This window comes from Vibrio harveyi NBRC 15634 = ATCC 14126 = KCTC 12724, assembly GCF_001591145.1.
Lineage (GTDB): Bacteria > Pseudomonadota > Gammaproteobacteria > Enterobacterales > Vibrionaceae > Vibrio > Vibrio harveyi.
Genome location: NZ_BCUF01000027.1, coordinates 22,193 through 38,049, shown reverse-complemented (window position 1 = coordinate 38,049; position 15,857 = coordinate 22,193). Strand labels below are relative to the sequence as shown.

Sequence of the window (15,857 nt, the reverse complement as noted above, 5' to 3'; positions counted from 1 at the left end):
TTCTTAATCAGCAATCGTTTTCTAGGAATTTTTCCTAGTCGATCTAAGCCCTCCTCTCATGTAGTTAAAAAGAGGACTCTCTACAATCGCCAGCAGTTAAAAGAAAGCGAGCACGCAAGTGCATCACACTAATACAAGAGAGTTCACGATGTTAAAATTCCTTGAACAAGTCCGGAAGCCTACCCTAGACCTTCCAGTCGAAGCGCGTAGAAAAATGTGGTTCAAACCATTTATCCAATCTTACCTAGTGGTATTTATTGGCTATTTGACGATGTACCTGATCCGTAAAAACTTCAACGTCGCACAAAACGACATGATTTCTACTTACGGTTTGTCGATGACAGATCTAGGTTTGATTGGTCTCGGTTTCTCGATTACTTACGGTATCGGTAAGACCGTGGTTTCCTACTATGCCGATGGTAAAAACACCAAGCAGTTCCTTCCTTTCATGCTTATCCTTTCTGGTCTGGCAATGCTTGGTTTCAGTTTCAGCATGGGCGGTGGCAGCGCGAGCTTGTTCTTGATGGTAGCGTTCTACGCACTAAGTGGTTTCTTCCAAAGTACTGGTGGTCCTTCTAGTTACTCGACCATCACTAAGTGGACACCGCGTAACAAACGAGGTTCTTACCTAGGTCTTTGGAACATGTCTCACAACGTAGGTGGTGCGGGTGCTGCAGGTGTGGCTCTGTTTGGTGCTAACTACTTGTTTGACGGTCACGTGATCGGCATGTTCGTGTTCCCTTCTATCATTGCGATCATCGTTGGTTTCATCGGTATGCGCTATGGTAACGACTCTCCTGAGGCTTACGGTCTAGGTAAAGTAGAAGAGCTATTTGATGAAGCAGTCAGCGAAGAAGACGAAGCGGCTGAAGGCAATCAAATGACTAAGAAAGAGATCTTTGTGGAATACGTTCTGAAAAACAAAGTGATCTGGCTACTTTGCTTCGCAAACATCTTCCTTTACATCGTGCGTATCGGTATCGACCAATGGTCAACGGTTTACGCATACCAAGAACTTGGTCTATCAAAAGAAGCAGCAATCTCTGGCTTCACCCTATTCGAAGTGGGTGCGTTAGTCGGCACATTGATGTGGGGTTACTTATCTGACCTTGCGAATGGTCGCCGTGCGCTAGTGGCTTGTGTTTCTTTGGGTTTGATCATCGTATCACTTGAGTTCTATCAACACGCAACCAGTGAGTTCATGTACCTAGCGTCCCTATTTGTTCTTGGCTTCCTAGTATTTGGTCCTCAACTGCTTATCGGTGTTGCGGCGGTTGGCTTTGTTCCTAAGAAAGCAATCAGTGTGGCAGACGGCGTAAAAGGCACATTCGCTTACCTAATTGGTGACAGCTTCGCGAAATTGGGTCTTGGTATGATTGCAGATGGCACACCAATCTTTGGTCTTACGGGTTGGAAAGGCACGTTCGCTGCCCTAGATACCTCAGCAATGATTTGTATTGTTTTGCTTGCTTTCGTTGCTATTGCAGAAGAGAAAAAGATTCGTCAAAACAAGAAGAAGCTTGAACTCGCAGAAAACCAAGCTTAATCAAACAGCGCGCTTTGCTAGTCAAAGCGCGCTAGATCATTAAATAAACTTGGTCAATTTAGTATCATAGTAGGTTTTTATTGAGCTCTCTATATCAAAGGTGCCAAAGGATTGTCTCCTATCTAGCGCCGATTGGTATTGAGCTCATTTTCGTTTGTGTATTGCTGAAGTTTGGTATTTAAGATGATTAACGTAGCGCTTGTTGATGACCATGTCATTGTTCGTTCTGGATTTGCTCAGTTGTTGAGCCTTGAGCCAGACATGAATGTTGTAGGTGAATTTAGCTCGGTAGCAGAAGCTCGAGTGGGATTACCTGCGTGCAAGCCAAGTGTAGTTATCCTAGATATCTCGATGGCAGACGAAAGTGGGCTTACCCTACTCTCCGAAATCCCTTCAGGCATTGCTTGTGTCATGCTTAGCGTGCACGACTCTCCCGCAATGGTTGAAAAGTCACTTAAACTCGGCGCAAAAGGTTACCTAAGTAAACGTTGTAGTCCTGACGAGTTGATTCAAGCCGTACGAACCAGTGCTTTGGGCGGTTGTTATTTAACGCCTGATATTGCGTTGAAGCTCGCGACACCAAGTGACAAAGCGGCAACGCTGACTCAACTGACTCGCAGAGAAAACGAAGTGTGCCAATTGTTGGCTCGTGGTTTGGATGTGAAGTCTATCGCTACTGAGCTTGGATTAAGCCATAAAACCGTTCACGTTCACCGTGCAAACGCCATGGATAAGCTTGGCGTGAAGAACAACGTTGAGCTCGCCAAACTGTTCTCGCAAGAGTCGTTTTAATGCGTAGCTACACCATCACCTCCATTTGCGGTTTATTCATGACAGGATGCTCGTGGTTCTGTCTGTGGGTGATCGCTTATTACTTTGTGAACGATGCAGAGCTTGCGATCTTGTTGTTCCCCTTCGCGTTGCGTTTGGGACTAACACTGCACACGCGTACAAAGTATTGGGCAACGATTTATCTCGCCGAATGGGGATTGACCGTTGCTCTTGCTCTACTTCTTGAACAGCCGCAATGGCTAATGGTGTTGGTTGCCAGCTTCCTGAGCATGCCGGTTGTTTACCTTGCTAAGCGTTATTGCAAAGGCGATCAGAACCAGCATTTAGCGGTTATGGCGGTCGTGTTGCTCGTGACGTCCTGTATTAACGTACTAGCGGTTGGTTATCATGTTCAATCTGTCTACATGGCATGGTTAGCGAGCATTGCTGGCGGTTTGTTAGTTCTGCCAATGTGCTATTTGCTTTGGAACTATCTCTTCCAAAGCCCTTGGTCACCGCTGACCTCGAATTTGTTAGCCAACGAAGTTCAGTTCAAAGTTCGTCATATTCTGCTATACAGTGTGTTGTTGATTGCCAGCATTTTGGTTCAAACCAGCCTGCCGGATGAGTTAAAACGCTTCGCACCTTTCTGCATGGCAATCCCAATCATTGTGCTTGCGCTACGCTACGGCTGGCAAGGTGCACTGCTTGCGACCATGTTAAATAGTATCGCGCTGATTGCTGCGCGAAGCGGTGTTTCGAATCTGGAAATCACTGACCTTCTGTTATCCCTTTCGGCACAAACCTTAACTGGCATCATGCTCGGTTTAGCGGTGCAGAAACAAAAAGATCTTAACCAAAAGCTTCGTGGCGAATTATCGAGAAACCAAACCTTGTCTCGACAGCTCATTCAAGCGGAAGAGTCGGTGCGTCGTGACGTGGCAAGAGAACTGCACGATGAAATTGGTCAGAACATCACAGCGATCCGTACCCAAGCGAGCATCATTAAGCGGGTCGATAACGCTGAAATGAACACACGCTGTGCCGATATGATCGAGAACCTATCACTCAATGTTTATGACACCACCAAACATCTGCTGAGCAAACTGCGTCCGAAGATGCTCGATGATTTGGACTTAAAAGACTCCGTTAACCAGTTAACCCGTGAAATGGAGTTCGACAATCATGGCACTCGCGTTGTGCTTGATTGGCAAGGTGACTATGAGTCTTTGGGCGACACGCTAAAAGTCACCCTATTCCGTTTATGCCAAGAAGCATTAAACAACGCAGCTAAATACGCGAATGCGACGTCTATCGTTATCGAGCTCTCTATTAAGGAGAACATTTCGTTGAACATCGCTGACAACGGCATTGGTTTCAAAACCGAAGACTGCATGAAAGGCATGGGCGTTCGCGGCATGCAAGAACGCGTGCAAGCACTTGGCGGCAAAATGTATATCTACTCTTTGAACGATCATGTGGATGGCACGCAAATCGCCATCACATTACCTAAGGTGTAACGAGCATGTTTGGATTATTTCAGTCTCCGAGCTATAACCAAGCTCCCCTTAGCAAAGACCAAGTGGACGAACGCTACCGCTATTGGCGTCTACACATCATGCTGGGTATGTATCTTGGTTATGCAGGCTTTTACTTCACTCGTAAAACGTTTAACTACGCTGCTCCCGCGATGATTGCTGATTTAGGTTTAGATAAAGCCGATATCGGTATGATTGGTACGCTTTTCTACATCACCTATGGTTTATCGAAGTTTATCTCGGGCACCATTTCTGACCGTTCTAACCCTCGCTTTTTCATGGGTGTCGGTTTAATCGCGACGGGTCTTATCAATATTGCGTTTGGCTTCTCTAGCTCTTTGGTTGCACTCGCTGCACTTTGGGTGATGAACGCTTGGTTCCAAGGTTGGGGTTGGCCTTCGTGCTCTAAGTTACTTACGACTTGGTATTCGCGCTCAGAACGTGGTTTCTTGTGGGCAATTTGGAACACCGCCCATAACGTAGGCGGCGCTTTAATTCCCCTACTCGTTGGATTTCTTACATTCCATTACAGCTGGCGAGAAGGCTTTATCGTACCGGGCGTTATCGGCGTCATTCTTGGTGTCATTGTTTGTTGGCGCTTGCGCGATAAACCGACCACTCAAGGACTGCCAACGGTTGGTCAATGGCGTGATGACAAGTTAGAACTCGCGCAAGAAAATCACGGGCAAGGTCTGAGTTATAAAGAAATCCTCAAACAATACGTGTTCAACAACAAGTACATTTGGTTGCTCGCATTTAGCTATGTACTGGTTTACATCGTGCGCACCGCCATCAATGACTGGGGGAATTTGTACCTGACAGAACAACACCACTACAGTCTAATCAATGCCAACGCAGCATTGTCGATGTTTGAAATCGGTGGCTTTGTTGGTTCTCTAGTAGCTGGTTGGGGATCGGATAAACTGTTCGGTGGTAACCGAGGTCCAATGAACCTCTTGTTTGCTGCAGGCATATTCCTATCTGTCGCAGCGTTGTGGTTGATGCCATTAACCAACTTTGCGTTCCAAGCTGCGGGGTTATTCTCAATTGGCTTCTTCGTATTTGGTCCACAAATGTTGATTGGAATGGCAGCAGCGGAATGTTCACACAAAGATTCCGCTGGTGCTGCAACGGGCTTTGTTGGTTTGTTTGCTTACATGGGTGCCGCACTTTCTGGCTACCCATTAGCATTGATTCTTGAAGAATACAGCTGGACTGGATTCTTTATCACCATCTCGGTATGCGCAGCCGTTATTGGCTTGCTGTTGTTACCGTTCTTACAGGCTCAACCTTCAAGAAAGCCGCTCGCTCCCAAGCTTAGGTTGTAGACACCTGATTGTAGAAGCGACTTCTACACCTCTTAGGGTGAGTTAACCACTCACCCGCCCAATCTCCACTATTTTTTGCTTCCGATTCAGTTCGGAGGGTTTTCTACGGGTAAAATTCATGAATTCGAATACTATTTCATCAAAATGCTTCTTCAAAATGGACAATAAGATCCAAAACTACGACTGGGGAAGCCGCACGGCTATCCACGATTTATTTGGCTTTGCTAACGAAGCTCAACAACCTCAAGCCGAGGTTTGGATGGGTACGCATCCGAATGGTTGCTCTATCGTTAAACAAGGAAGTAATACTGCTTCGAGTACAATGGTTTCATTATCAGAATTGATCAATCAGGACCCGTCAGCGTTTCTATCCCAAAGTACGGCAGACGCCTTTGGTGACCTACCTTTCCTATTCAAGATTCTTGCAGCAGATAAAGCCTTGTCAATTCAAGTGCACCCAAACAAGCAAGATGCTGAGATCGGTTATGCAAAAGAACAAGAGTTAGCTGTACCGCTGAGTGCATTCAATCGGAATTACAAAGATGCCAACCACAAGCCAGAACTGGTTTACGCCCTAACGGAATATCAAGCAATGAACGGCTTTCGTCCGTTTGATGAAATCATCGCTGAGTTCCGCCTGTGTGACATTCCTGAAATCAACGGCTACTTAGAACAACTTGAGCGCAATCCCAACCAAGAAGGGTTGTGTCAGTTCTTCGTAGAGATTCTTTCCATGGAAGAAGCACGCAAGGTTCACGCAGTAGATCACTTATTAAGTTACGCAGCAGCTAACCAAGTACGCCCGGTGTGCGAATTGATTTTAGACCTTGCTGCTCAGTACCCGAATGACGTGGGTTTGTTTGCCCCTTTACTGCTGAATGTTATTACGCTTAAACCCGGTGAAGCCATGTTCTTAAGCGCAAGAACACCTCATGCTTACATTAAAGGCACCGGTCTGGAAATCATGGCGAACTCAGACAACGTACTTCGCGCTGGTTTAACACCAAAACACATGGATGTGGAAGAACTGGTTAAGTGTACCGACTTCATCCCAAAACCAATGAATACGCTACTAACCCATGCAGCAATCAACGGCTGTGAGCATTACTTCCCTGTTCCTGTACAAGACTTCAAATTCTCTGTCTTCCAACAGCCGAAAGATCAACAAGTTGAGATGAGCAGTGCGGAAATCTTGATGCCGATCGATGCGGACGTGACGCTACTTGCAGAAAGCGGTGAAACATTGGTGCTTGGCAAAGGGCAATCGGCTTTCATTCCAGCTTATGTAGGAAGCTACACAATCCGTTGTGAAGGTCGCGTCGCTCGTGCATTTAACGGCTAAGTTCATTTCATCTTAAAACAAAAATGGCGGAGACTTTTCAGCTCCGCCATTCAAACCATTCATTTGTTTGCTAACTCTGGGCTTGAGCCAAACGAATACTCACCAAACTTGCCACCATGATGGCTAGGTAAAAGCTCCCTACTATCGCCTCGAAGAAAACAAAGAATTGAGCCACTGGAACCGTTGGTGAAATGTCACCATAGCCCACTGTCGTTAATGTGATAAAGCTAAAGTACAAAGCATTAAACAAGTTCGACAGCCAAGGTTTTGCTTCTAATCCAGTGAAAGAGCTTGGGAAAAACTCCAACACCAACAAGTAAATCACCGCCCACGCAAGCCCTAGTAGCAGATAGATACAAATCGAACCGATGATGTGGTTTGTCGTGACCGACTTGGTTAACACCACCTGCTTTAGCGCCGAGTATATATGTGAAAACAAGAAAACCAGTAATGCACCTAGCGTCAAAATGGACAGGTCTAAATGCTCTAAAAACGACATGCCATAGGAGATGACGGCCACAATCAGTAACACACCATACCATGTACGATTGGATTTGTTCTTCTTGTTGATGCCTGCAATCGAAGCGCCTAGCGTCACCACCAAAAGAGCAAGAACAAATTCCTGCCCATCTGGATAAAACTGATGCATCACGGCACAGCCAAAAAACAACGCAATAAGTGCAAAGAACAAAAAGTAAAAGTTATCTTCCCTGGTCATCGGTTTCATGATGCCACCTCTGCTTTGTCTTCCTCCTTCGCTTTTTGGTCCATGCTCAGTGCTTTGTTTGCTTCAGTGTCATCTTCATCTAACCAGTTCACCATCAACTGGTAAGTCAGGCTCAATACCACAGCACCAACAAACAGACCTACGATACCAGACATTGCCATACCACCCAGTGCACCCAACAGTGTCACAAGCATCGGTGTGTCAGAACCACGGCTTAGAAGTACTGGTTTCAGTACCGCATCACTCGCGCTCACCAAAATACACCAGACTAGGAAGATGCCAGCAACCAGTGTCGATTCGACGCTAAACACGTAAATAATCGCAGGAATCAATGCCAGAATCGGAGGCAACTGAACAATCGCAATCAGTATCACAGCAACCATCCAAAGCGCAGCAGCAGGAACGCCAACTGCGACCATACCAACACCCGCCATGACAGATTGAATCAGTGCAACGCCAATCACACCTTGGACGACACTGCGAACGGTCGATTTTGAAAGATCAATCAACGCTTCGCCTTTCTTGTTGGTAAGGCGGTCTGCTAGCTTGGTAAAACCTTTTTGGCAAACTTCAGCATTGCTCATGAACGCACCTGCAATCATGGTCGAAATGATGAACTGGATGAAACCACCACTTACCGAGCCAACAATAGATGCTGCTTGAGAAAGGAAGCCTTTCACTTGTTCGCCATACTTAACCAAGAAGCCTTCCATGTTGGTCGATGCATAGTTAATCGCAACGAACAGCTTGTCGCCCACGACAGGGATCTCTTTCAAGCTTTCTTGCGGCTTGGGTACAACTAAGGTACCGTCTTGCAGCCCAGTGACGACCTCGGTACCACTGGTATATAGACCGGATGAGAGCGCGATAAGTGGGATTAAGAGTAACAGCACACCAATAGTGCTGAGGAGTGCGCTCGCCTTACCTTTTGAAATACCTAAGCGATTATGAAGGGACATCATGACTGGGTAGAGCGCGATGGCAATAATGCCGCCCCACACGACCAACATAATGAATGGACTGAGGATAGAGAAACACCACCAGATCAGTAACGCTACGGCTCCGATCTTGATAGCGGCGTCTATCGCCTGTTTAGAGAAATCATTTGAAGCTTTCATAGCGTTACCTTTTCACTGTCTGTTAAGTGTTATGTTTGCAAAAACTTCCATTGTCGGGTTTCCAAAAAGAGTGATGCGAGGATCATGTACGTCCCGACCAACACCAATTGGAAGATTCGGATAAATGTATTACTGTCGATATCTCCGGAGCTCATTAGCGTGCTGCCGATCAAGACAAGCAAGGTACTGAACGCCGTAGCGAATATCGGTGCCTTCTCTGGCACGGTGTAAATCTTCTTCCCTATCAATACCGCCAATAACGCAATAAAGGCGGTGTAAAAGAATATGCTTGGCACAATGGCGAGAATCGAGAAAGCCAAGATGGCAAGTATCCCGCCGATACCGTTACTAACGATTAAGAACGCGCTTAATTTGACTGACTTCTCTGACGTAATCATCAAAGACAGCAACGCGACAAACATCATGGTGAGCAGCGCTTCTGAAATCTGAAAGACAAAGAAGAAGCACACCACAGGAAACGAAATCAACATGGCTCGAAATGACGCATGCCAACGTTGTTCTTTACCAATTGGTGGAGCCGCATAACCCGCGAACTCACTGTCTGGCTCTGGTAGATAAATATGAACCAGGGCAAAAATCGCCACCGATACCGCACCGGAAATTGCCAAGCCACTCGCGAGCACAACAGAAATTGCTGGGTTATTTATTGCCATAAACGGCAACATCAACACCGCAATCAACAAAATGGTCGCGAACAGATTCCATTTGGGGTCAGTAAACAAGTAGTAACCCCATGCCATCATCAAACCGACGGCAATCAGTAGAACAATTGGGTACTGAGTAATGCCTCCTGAAAGAAGCAACCCCAACCCCATGGTGGCAATCAATGCCAGCAGCAACTCGTAAATCGTTTCTCTATGAAGGTTTGGCTTATCGACCAAGAACTTCGCGGTAAATACCGGCGCGACAAACGCCAGTTGCCAATTAATCCAAGCAGCGAGAAACACCGCCAGACCTACACCAATGGTGAAGCGCAGAATCCGGCGTTGAGTTGCGTTATCAATGCTCAGATTATCGGACATAAGACAGTACGCTCAGTAGACGAATCCAAAGTTTGCCAAGGGTGTTGAACACGAAGTTGTCACCGCTGTATACAATCACGTCTGCTTGCCCGCCAACACGTAGCATTCCCGTTACCTCTTCACGATCAAACTCGATAGCGATTGGTAGCATCTGTGTTTGGCGTAACCAGCCTGTTTGTTGGTTGGCTTGCGCGAGCTTACCCGCTTGTTGGTTTTGTCCCCAATCAACACCCCAGTCAATGCTGCTCACTTTGCCTTTGATGACTTTGCCAGGAACAAAATCGAGGGCGATTTCTACTTCGTCACCAATGCTAACGTTGCCTAAACTGTTTTCACGGAAGTACGCTTCAATCCAAATATCTTCTGTCGACACAAACGTCATGATTGGCTGACCGGCTGAAGCGTAGAAGCCTTCGGTCAAACTGAAGTTCGAAACACCACCTTGAGTTGGCGCACGAATCACAGTACGTTCTAAGTTCAGTTGAGCTTGCTCAAGTGCCAGCAATGCTGCTTTGACTTGGCTGTTTTCTTCACCTTCTGCGCCAAGTTGTTGTTTCGCTTTTTCAAGATCCGCTTCTGCATTTACTACGTTTGCTCTCGCCGTTGCCAATGATGCTCTGGCTTTGTCTGCATCCGATTTAGAAACCACACCTTTCTCTGCCATGGCAAGAACACGGTTGGCTTGCGCTTCAGTGTTTTGGCGTTCAACAATCGCAGACGTTAACCTTGCTTGAGCCGAAGCGATTGATGCGGTTTGCGCGCCAACGTTTTGCCCTGCGATTTCAAGATTCTCTTCGGCTTGCTTTACCGCGATTTCATAGTCAGATTTATCGAGAACGGCGAGCTCATCGCCTTCTTCAACAAGTTGGTTCGGACGAACATTAATATTGAGGACATTGCCAGAAACCTGGGGCTTTATTGGCACGATATAACCTTTAACACGCGCATTGTCGGTCACTGGAATGATGCGATCTGACACAATGCTGAAGCCGAGCATGACAACAATAAATAAAAGCAGATAGTTGGTGACCGTCTTTACTTTATCTTTTTTATTCGTCTCTTTGTTTTCCGCCACTTCCGTTGGCTGTTTCTCGTTTTCGTTCTCGGACATGTTATCTCCTTGCCATTGAATAGATTGAACATTTTAAGAATATACCGTCCTGTCCAACCTGCCATTAATTGAAGAATAAATAGCGAGCTATATCAAAAACCGTGCGTTATGCGCTAAGATTGGTTGAAGGTCACTTGGGCATACATGGAGTATTCGCTTGATGCCAAATCAAACATTTCATCTACCCGTTATTCAGACTAACTATGCTCGTATTCTGGTCGAGGTCTTTGCTGACTATGGCTTGGACAAACACAAATTGCTCAGTGATGCCGGTTTGCCTGCGGACTTATTCCAGACCGAGAGTGACTACATCCCATCTGAATCGATAAAGCGTTTGATTCATTTAACTTCTTCTCAACTGGGCATTACAAAATTTACCGACTTATTAGTGTTAGTCTTCCGCCGCCGCGTCATACCTAATGTCCTGCATCAGTTTGTGTCGTTTCAAACCATCGGCGAATCAATGCAGCACATTGATGAGATATTCAGTTTAGACTCCCCCGGCAGTAACGTTTGTTTCGAAACCCATCATGGTCACGCTTGGTTCTGTCGTTTCTCTGAACAAAAAGACACACAAATTGCGGACTGGTCTGAAGCATTTGCTGTCATTTACATCACGGAACTCATCAGCATTTTGACCAAAACCACTTGGTATCCAAGCAAGGTTCGCCTACAAGGAAGCAACAGTGACATCGTAAAAAGTGTTGTACCTAGCCAGTGCCAGATATTCGTAGGTCAAGAGAAGACTGGTGTTTACATTCCCGATGACATTCTTAACGTACCCATTCAAATATCAGACTCACAGTTAGGCACTGAACCAAGTCAGATTCAGTGGCATACGAGTTTTACCGATAGCGTGTTTGAACTCCTGCGCCCTTATGTGCGAGAGCGTAATTTGTCGATAGAAGAAGCGGCTCAATTGCTGAGCTATTCTGTTCGAACCTTTCAAAGAAAGTTAAAGAATGAAGGGACTTCTTTTCGACATATTAAGGAGTCATTGATGTTCTCTGTTTCTTGCGAATTGATGGAAGAAGGACACTCTCTCACTTATATATCCAATCAACTTGGCTACACCAGTATTTCGCACTTCTCGCGCGCCTTTAAAAGAGTGTCCGGGTTATCTCCTAAAGTGTATAAACAGTCTATTGCGCTGAACGCATCCAGCACTTCGTGACGTTATACTGCTCAGTCCATTTGAGGCTTGGTACTTGGTAATTGCTTGAGCTTGGCTTGCATCAGTGTTGCGAGGTCTATCTCATCACACAGCACTTCTACGTCCTGAACTCGAAAGTAAACAATCATACGTTACCCTCAATTGAAAACGTGGGGCTATTATGCCGTGGTGCAAACCAAGTTATTTACCATTTTACGCCACTCAAACACATTTCAATCCAATCATTTTGAAGTCTCAAATTAGAGTAATTCATCCACTTTGCACAATCTTTACAATAGGAAGAATTTACCGACTTGCCCGTTTCTTACCTTCCTACGTCGACGTTATGCATGCTTTATAATGCCGTATTTTCAATGCGTTATATTAATACCCCATCGTATTCCTTATTTGTTATCTGATCGATATCAAGCAATCTTCCGCTCAAGCCGCGCATTGTTCAATTTGAAGCTGAGCAGCCTTTTGTTGCAAAACGTATACACGGGATTGTAATCACGTTTTGTATCACTACAATTCCAAACCAAATGAATAAAGAAACGTTTGTATGCCGAAATTAAATTTAGACAGCGCAAGGAAAAGCTCTGCACTTTCTGAGAATGGAACCTGCGAAAAAGTACAATCGGCATTAGAACCGAAATACCACAAGCCAGGAAAGAAACTTTGCCTCAGTGCAGGTCTGACGAAGAAGCACATTCAACGCCGTTGGAACGTGCTGGAATCGATGACAGACAAAGATCTTCTCTTAGATCCTTTCACGCAATCGCATTACCACCAATACGCCAACAACATAGAGCACTTTATTGGCACGGTAAACGTTCCTGTTGGTGTTGCAGGTCCTTTGCGTATTAACGGTCTGTACGCAAGCGACGACTATTTAGTACCACTTGCAACAACGGAAGCTGCATTGGTGGCGTCTTACAACCGCGGAGCCAACTTAATTACTGCTGCTGGTGGTGCGAGTACCCTTTTAATCAGCGAAGGTGTGAGCCGTACTCCCGTGTTTGGTTTCCAATCACTTGCAGAAGCCGCGCAGTTCGTCAGTTGGGTAGTGACTCAATACGATATCTTCCGTAAAGAAGCGGAATCAACCACTACGCACGGCAAACTCAAAGACATCAACGTTAACATTGAGGGCAATCATGTTTACCTCGTGTTTGAATACGTGACGGGCGACGCGTCTGGTCAGAACATGGTGACCATCGCGACGCACAAAGTATTCCATTACATTCTTGAACACAGTCCAGTCACTCCGCTTGATGCTTACCTAGATGGCAACTTGTCTGGTGATAAAAAAGCCAACGCACACACGTTGCGTTCAGTCCGCGGTAAAAAAGTATCCGCTGAGGTTACAATCCCTGCGGCATTGGTTGAGAAATACCTGCACACGACACCAGATGCCATGGTGAAATTTGGCAAGATGAATACGGTCGGTGGATTACTAAGCGGCACTATCGGTATTAATGCGCACTATGCCAATGCCCTCACCGCTTTGTACATCGCATGCGGACAAGACGCGGCTTGCGTTGCAGAATCAGCAGTTGGTATTACTCGAATGGATGTGGATTCTAACGGCAATCTATATGCCTCCGTAACTTTACCAAACATCATGGTTGGAACTGTTGGCGGCGGTACTGGCTTACCAACTCAGAAAGCATGTTTGGATATACTTGGCTTGCATGGAAATGGCAAAGCGAAAGCGTTGGCAGAAGTGGCAGCTGGTCTGTGTTTAGCGGGTGAGCTTTCTATTGTTGGTGCTTTCTGTGCCGATCATTTCTCCCGCGCGCACCATAAGCTAGCAAGAAAATAGTCACACGAAATCCAATAAAACCACTCTTTTTTAGGCTCTGTTAACCTTTCGAATTGATTTTTGCAGCGAATTGTTGGCTACTTTTACAAGGCAAAGACTTTGCTGTGTAGCTAGCCTACACGAGAAGTTGATAACGCAATACAAATGACCAACAAACGCTGCCCGAAGGGTTCGGTTAGTCGCTCCCGGCGAAAATCGTTTTATGCTTTGTTTAGGAATATTTGCTTAGAATAACTAGGCGTCCAATCCGAACAAAATTTAACCGCGAAAGAGCAACAGATCCTCATCGTAGAGTGGTTTCTATTATTAAACCCAAGAAACTACGGTTGCAGCGCACTACTGTATAAATACACAGAACACCTAAAACCCTCATCTTTCGTGAACGGTTTAACTCGTCACGCTTGATGGTTTCATTTCTTATTCAAAATTTCTTTAAAAGCTCATAAAATCACAACTAAGTGTTATATCAATTTGCACTTTTCGGTCAAACCTGACTCAAACGTTCTCGTTCTCAAAGTATGAATTCAAAAAAGTTTCATATTTTATTTGAGATGGCTCACATCACATTGCTCACCGATTATTCAGTCACTTATTATTTTTTCTCATTAAAAATTAACCTTCAGCAAGACTATTTTCTGCAATTAACAACTTTGATAGTGATTTTTACCGTCTATAATCCGTTCTGCAGCTGCTTGATTTAACTGAATTTATTAATTAGCTCATTAAGAGCTTCATTACTCCCGTTAAATGGATTTAAGTCGTTCCTTTGGGTAAGAGAGTTAACGATGAAACGTCAGAAGCAAAATGAAATTTCTTGTTGGGTACTGGGCTTTGTTGCCATGCTGCTGTTCTTTGTGGGACCAGTGTCGGCTGACGAAGACGACACTGACCAAGCGACCGCACGATTTTTATATCAAACGACATTTGGTCCAACTCCTGCTTTGATAGACCAGATAAACCAAACCAGTTATGACACGTGGATTACAGAACAAATACTTCTCCCACCCACCTATCACAGTGATCTTTACTTCACTCCTTTCAGCAAAGGAGCCCAAGCAAATAGAGAAAACGCTTGGTATCAAATTGTTTTAACCTCCGAAGATCAACTGCGTCAGAGAATGGCGTTTGCATTAAGTCAGATTCTGGTGGTCTCAAAAAATGGCGGTTTCTTATCGAGCAAGCCAACCGGACTAGTCAGCTATTACGACTTACTCGTTGAGAATGCGTTTGGCAACTATAAGGATTTGTTGCTCAAAGCGGCTAAACACCCTGCAATGGGAAATTACCTATCTATGATGGGGAGTACGAAAGAAAACCCAACAACCGGCGCACTACCTGACGAAAATTTTGCTCGCGAGCTGATGCAGCTGTTCACTATTGGGTTATATCAACTCAACCTCGATGGCAGTGTTAAGTTTAATCATGACACCGGGCAACCCCTTGCTACCTATTCACAAAACGATATTCAAGAACTCGCTCGAGCTCTAACTGGCTGGAATAAGTCGGATGTCGACTTTGTGTTACCAATGCGAGTGGTAAACAGCCTTCATGATACCAACGAGAAAGTCGTGCTTGGGTCCACTATCCCTGCTGGTTTAAATGCAGAAGAAGAGCTCGAACTTGTCATTGATATCTTAATGGCTCATGACAACATCGCCCCTTTTGTTTCTAAATTGCTCATTCAGCGATTTGTCACCTCAAACCCAACGCCAGAGTATATTGCTCGCGTTGCTAGTACGTTCAATAACAATGGCAAGGGCGTGAAAGGCGATTTGCACGCGGTAATTAAAGCGATTCTTCTCGACGACGAAGCACGAGGATTGACATCGAACCAACCAATTAAAGTTAAAGAGCCAATCTTGGTCATCACTAATTTCCATCGCGCTGCTGGTTTTACTCTGACAGCGGCACGTTACGACAACGCAGTATCCTTGATGAATATCGCGAATCAAGGACCATTGCGCTCTCCATCCGTGTTCAACTTCTACTCTCCTGATTATCAGCCGTCAAAAGACTTTGTCTTTAATGGTTTAGTTGCACCGGAATATGAACTGTTTGATTGGTCGGTATACACCGAACTGGTGAACTTCATGCTTTATAGCGTGCGCAAAGGTTCCGAATCGACTTACACGCTCAATATGGATGAACTTTATCAACTCCTCGATGACCATAACGCTTTAGTTGATCGTGTCGACATGCGTTTCTTTGCTGGAACCGCTTCACCAGAGCTAAAACAACTCATGATTGAGGTGCTCGATAATTACCAAGCCAGTTACGTACCGAAAACCAAACTTGCTTTAGTGATTTTCACAGCAATTTCGGGCAGCGAATTCTACATTCAAGATTAGGAGCGAA

Annotated in this window: 12 protein-coding genes; 8 read left to right on the top strand and 4 right to left on the bottom strand. The window is 45.3% G+C overall.

Annotation, left to right across the window (positions count from 1 at the left end; genetic code table 11):
• Positions 1 to 148 precede the first annotated feature (148 nt).
• The 5 genes from uhpT to manA all read left to right on the top strand — a co-directional run bounded on the left by uhpT (position 149) and on the right by manA (position 6,525).
• Positions 149 to 1,546: a hexose-6-phosphate:phosphate antiporter UhpT gene (uhpT, locus tag VHA02S_RS14865; protein WP_005446907.1), complete on the top strand. Its 1,398-nt coding sequence runs from the start codon at positions 149 to 151 to the stop codon at positions 1,544 to 1,546.
• A gap of 183 nt (positions 1,547 to 1,729) precedes the next feature.
• Positions 1,730 to 2,338, top strand: a complete 609-nt coding sequence (gene uhpA / locus VHA02S_RS14860; RefSeq protein ID WP_005446909.1) for a response regulator transcription factor UhpA — start codon at positions 1,730 to 1,732, stop codon at positions 2,336 to 2,338.
• Positions 2,338 to 3,837: a signal transduction histidine-protein kinase/phosphatase UhpB gene (gene uhpB / locus VHA02S_RS14855; protein ID WP_038898961.1), complete on the top strand. Its 1,500-nt coding sequence runs from the start codon at positions 2,338 to 2,340 to the stop codon at positions 3,835 to 3,837. The genes uhpA and uhpB overlap by 1 nt, the downstream gene beginning before the upstream one ends.
• A 5-nt stretch (positions 3,838 to 3,842) precedes the next feature.
• Positions 3,843 to 5,183: an MFS transporter gene (locus VHA02S_RS14850; RefSeq protein WP_005435249.1), complete on the top strand. Its 1,341-nt coding sequence runs from the start codon at positions 3,843 to 3,845 to the stop codon at positions 5,181 to 5,183.
• A 118-nt stretch (positions 5,184 to 5,301) separates the two neighbouring features.
• Positions 5,302 to 6,525 carry a mannose-6-phosphate isomerase, class I gene (gene manA / locus VHA02S_RS14845; protein ID WP_038898962.1) on the top strand — a complete coding sequence of 408 codons (1,224 nt, stop codon included), beginning with the start codon at positions 5,302 to 5,304 and terminating at the stop codon, positions 6,523 to 6,525.
• 70 nt (positions 6,526 to 6,595) lie between these two features.
• Here the strand turns inward: manA and VHA02S_RS14840 are convergent, their stop codons facing one another.
• Genes VHA02S_RS14840 through VHA02S_RS14825 form a run of 4 tightly spaced genes read right to left on the bottom strand, consistent with a single transcriptional unit; the run spans position 6,596 to position 10,524 of the window.
• A complete protein-coding gene (locus VHA02S_RS14840) occupies positions 6,596 to 7,252 on the bottom strand; it encodes a potassium channel family protein (RefSeq protein WP_005446913.1) in 657 nt (218 codons plus the stop codon).
• Positions 7,249 to 8,370 (bottom strand): AI-2E family transporter, encoded by a 1,122-nt coding sequence (locus VHA02S_RS14835; protein ID WP_009701207.1) that lies wholly within the window; start codon positions 8,368 to 8,370, stop codon positions 7,249 to 7,251. Before VHA02S_RS14835 ends, VHA02S_RS14840 begins: the two co-directional genes overlap by 4 nt.
• Positions 8,371 to 8,399: 29 nt before the next feature.
• Complete coding sequence (locus VHA02S_RS14830) at positions 8,400 to 9,413, bottom strand: DUF2955 domain-containing protein (RefSeq protein WP_038898963.1); 1,014 nt, start codon at positions 9,411 to 9,413, stop codon at positions 8,400 to 8,402.
• Entirely contained in the window at positions 9,403 to 10,524 is a 1,122-nt protein-coding gene (locus tag VHA02S_RS14825; protein WP_005446916.1) for an HlyD family secretion protein, read from the bottom strand. The genes VHA02S_RS14830 and VHA02S_RS14825 overlap by 11 nt, the downstream gene beginning before the upstream one ends.
• 160 nt (positions 10,525 to 10,684) lie before the next feature.
• Here VHA02S_RS14825 and VHA02S_RS14820 point away from each other — a divergent pair, with 160 nt between their 5' ends.
• The 3 genes from VHA02S_RS14820 (at position 10,685) to VHA02S_RS14810 (ending at position 15,850) form a co-directional block, all read left to right on the top strand.
• Positions 10,685 to 11,698 carry a helix-turn-helix domain-containing protein gene (locus VHA02S_RS14820; protein WP_017189079.1) on the top strand — a complete coding sequence of 338 codons (1,014 nt, stop codon included), beginning with the start codon at positions 10,685 to 10,687 and terminating at the stop codon, positions 11,696 to 11,698.
• Between the two features lie 541 nt (positions 11,699 to 12,239).
• On the top strand, positions 12,240 to 13,502 hold the full coding sequence (locus VHA02S_RS14815; RefSeq protein WP_038898964.1) for a hydroxymethylglutaryl-CoA reductase: 1,263 nt from the start codon (positions 12,240 to 12,242) through the stop codon (positions 13,500 to 13,502).
• A gap of 785 nt (positions 13,503 to 14,287) precedes the next feature.
• On the top strand, positions 14,288 to 15,850 hold the full coding sequence (locus VHA02S_RS14810) for a DUF1800 domain-containing protein (protein ID WP_038898965.1): 1,563 nt from the start codon (positions 14,288 to 14,290) through the stop codon (positions 15,848 to 15,850).
• Positions 15,851 to 15,857 lie beyond the last annotated feature (7 nt).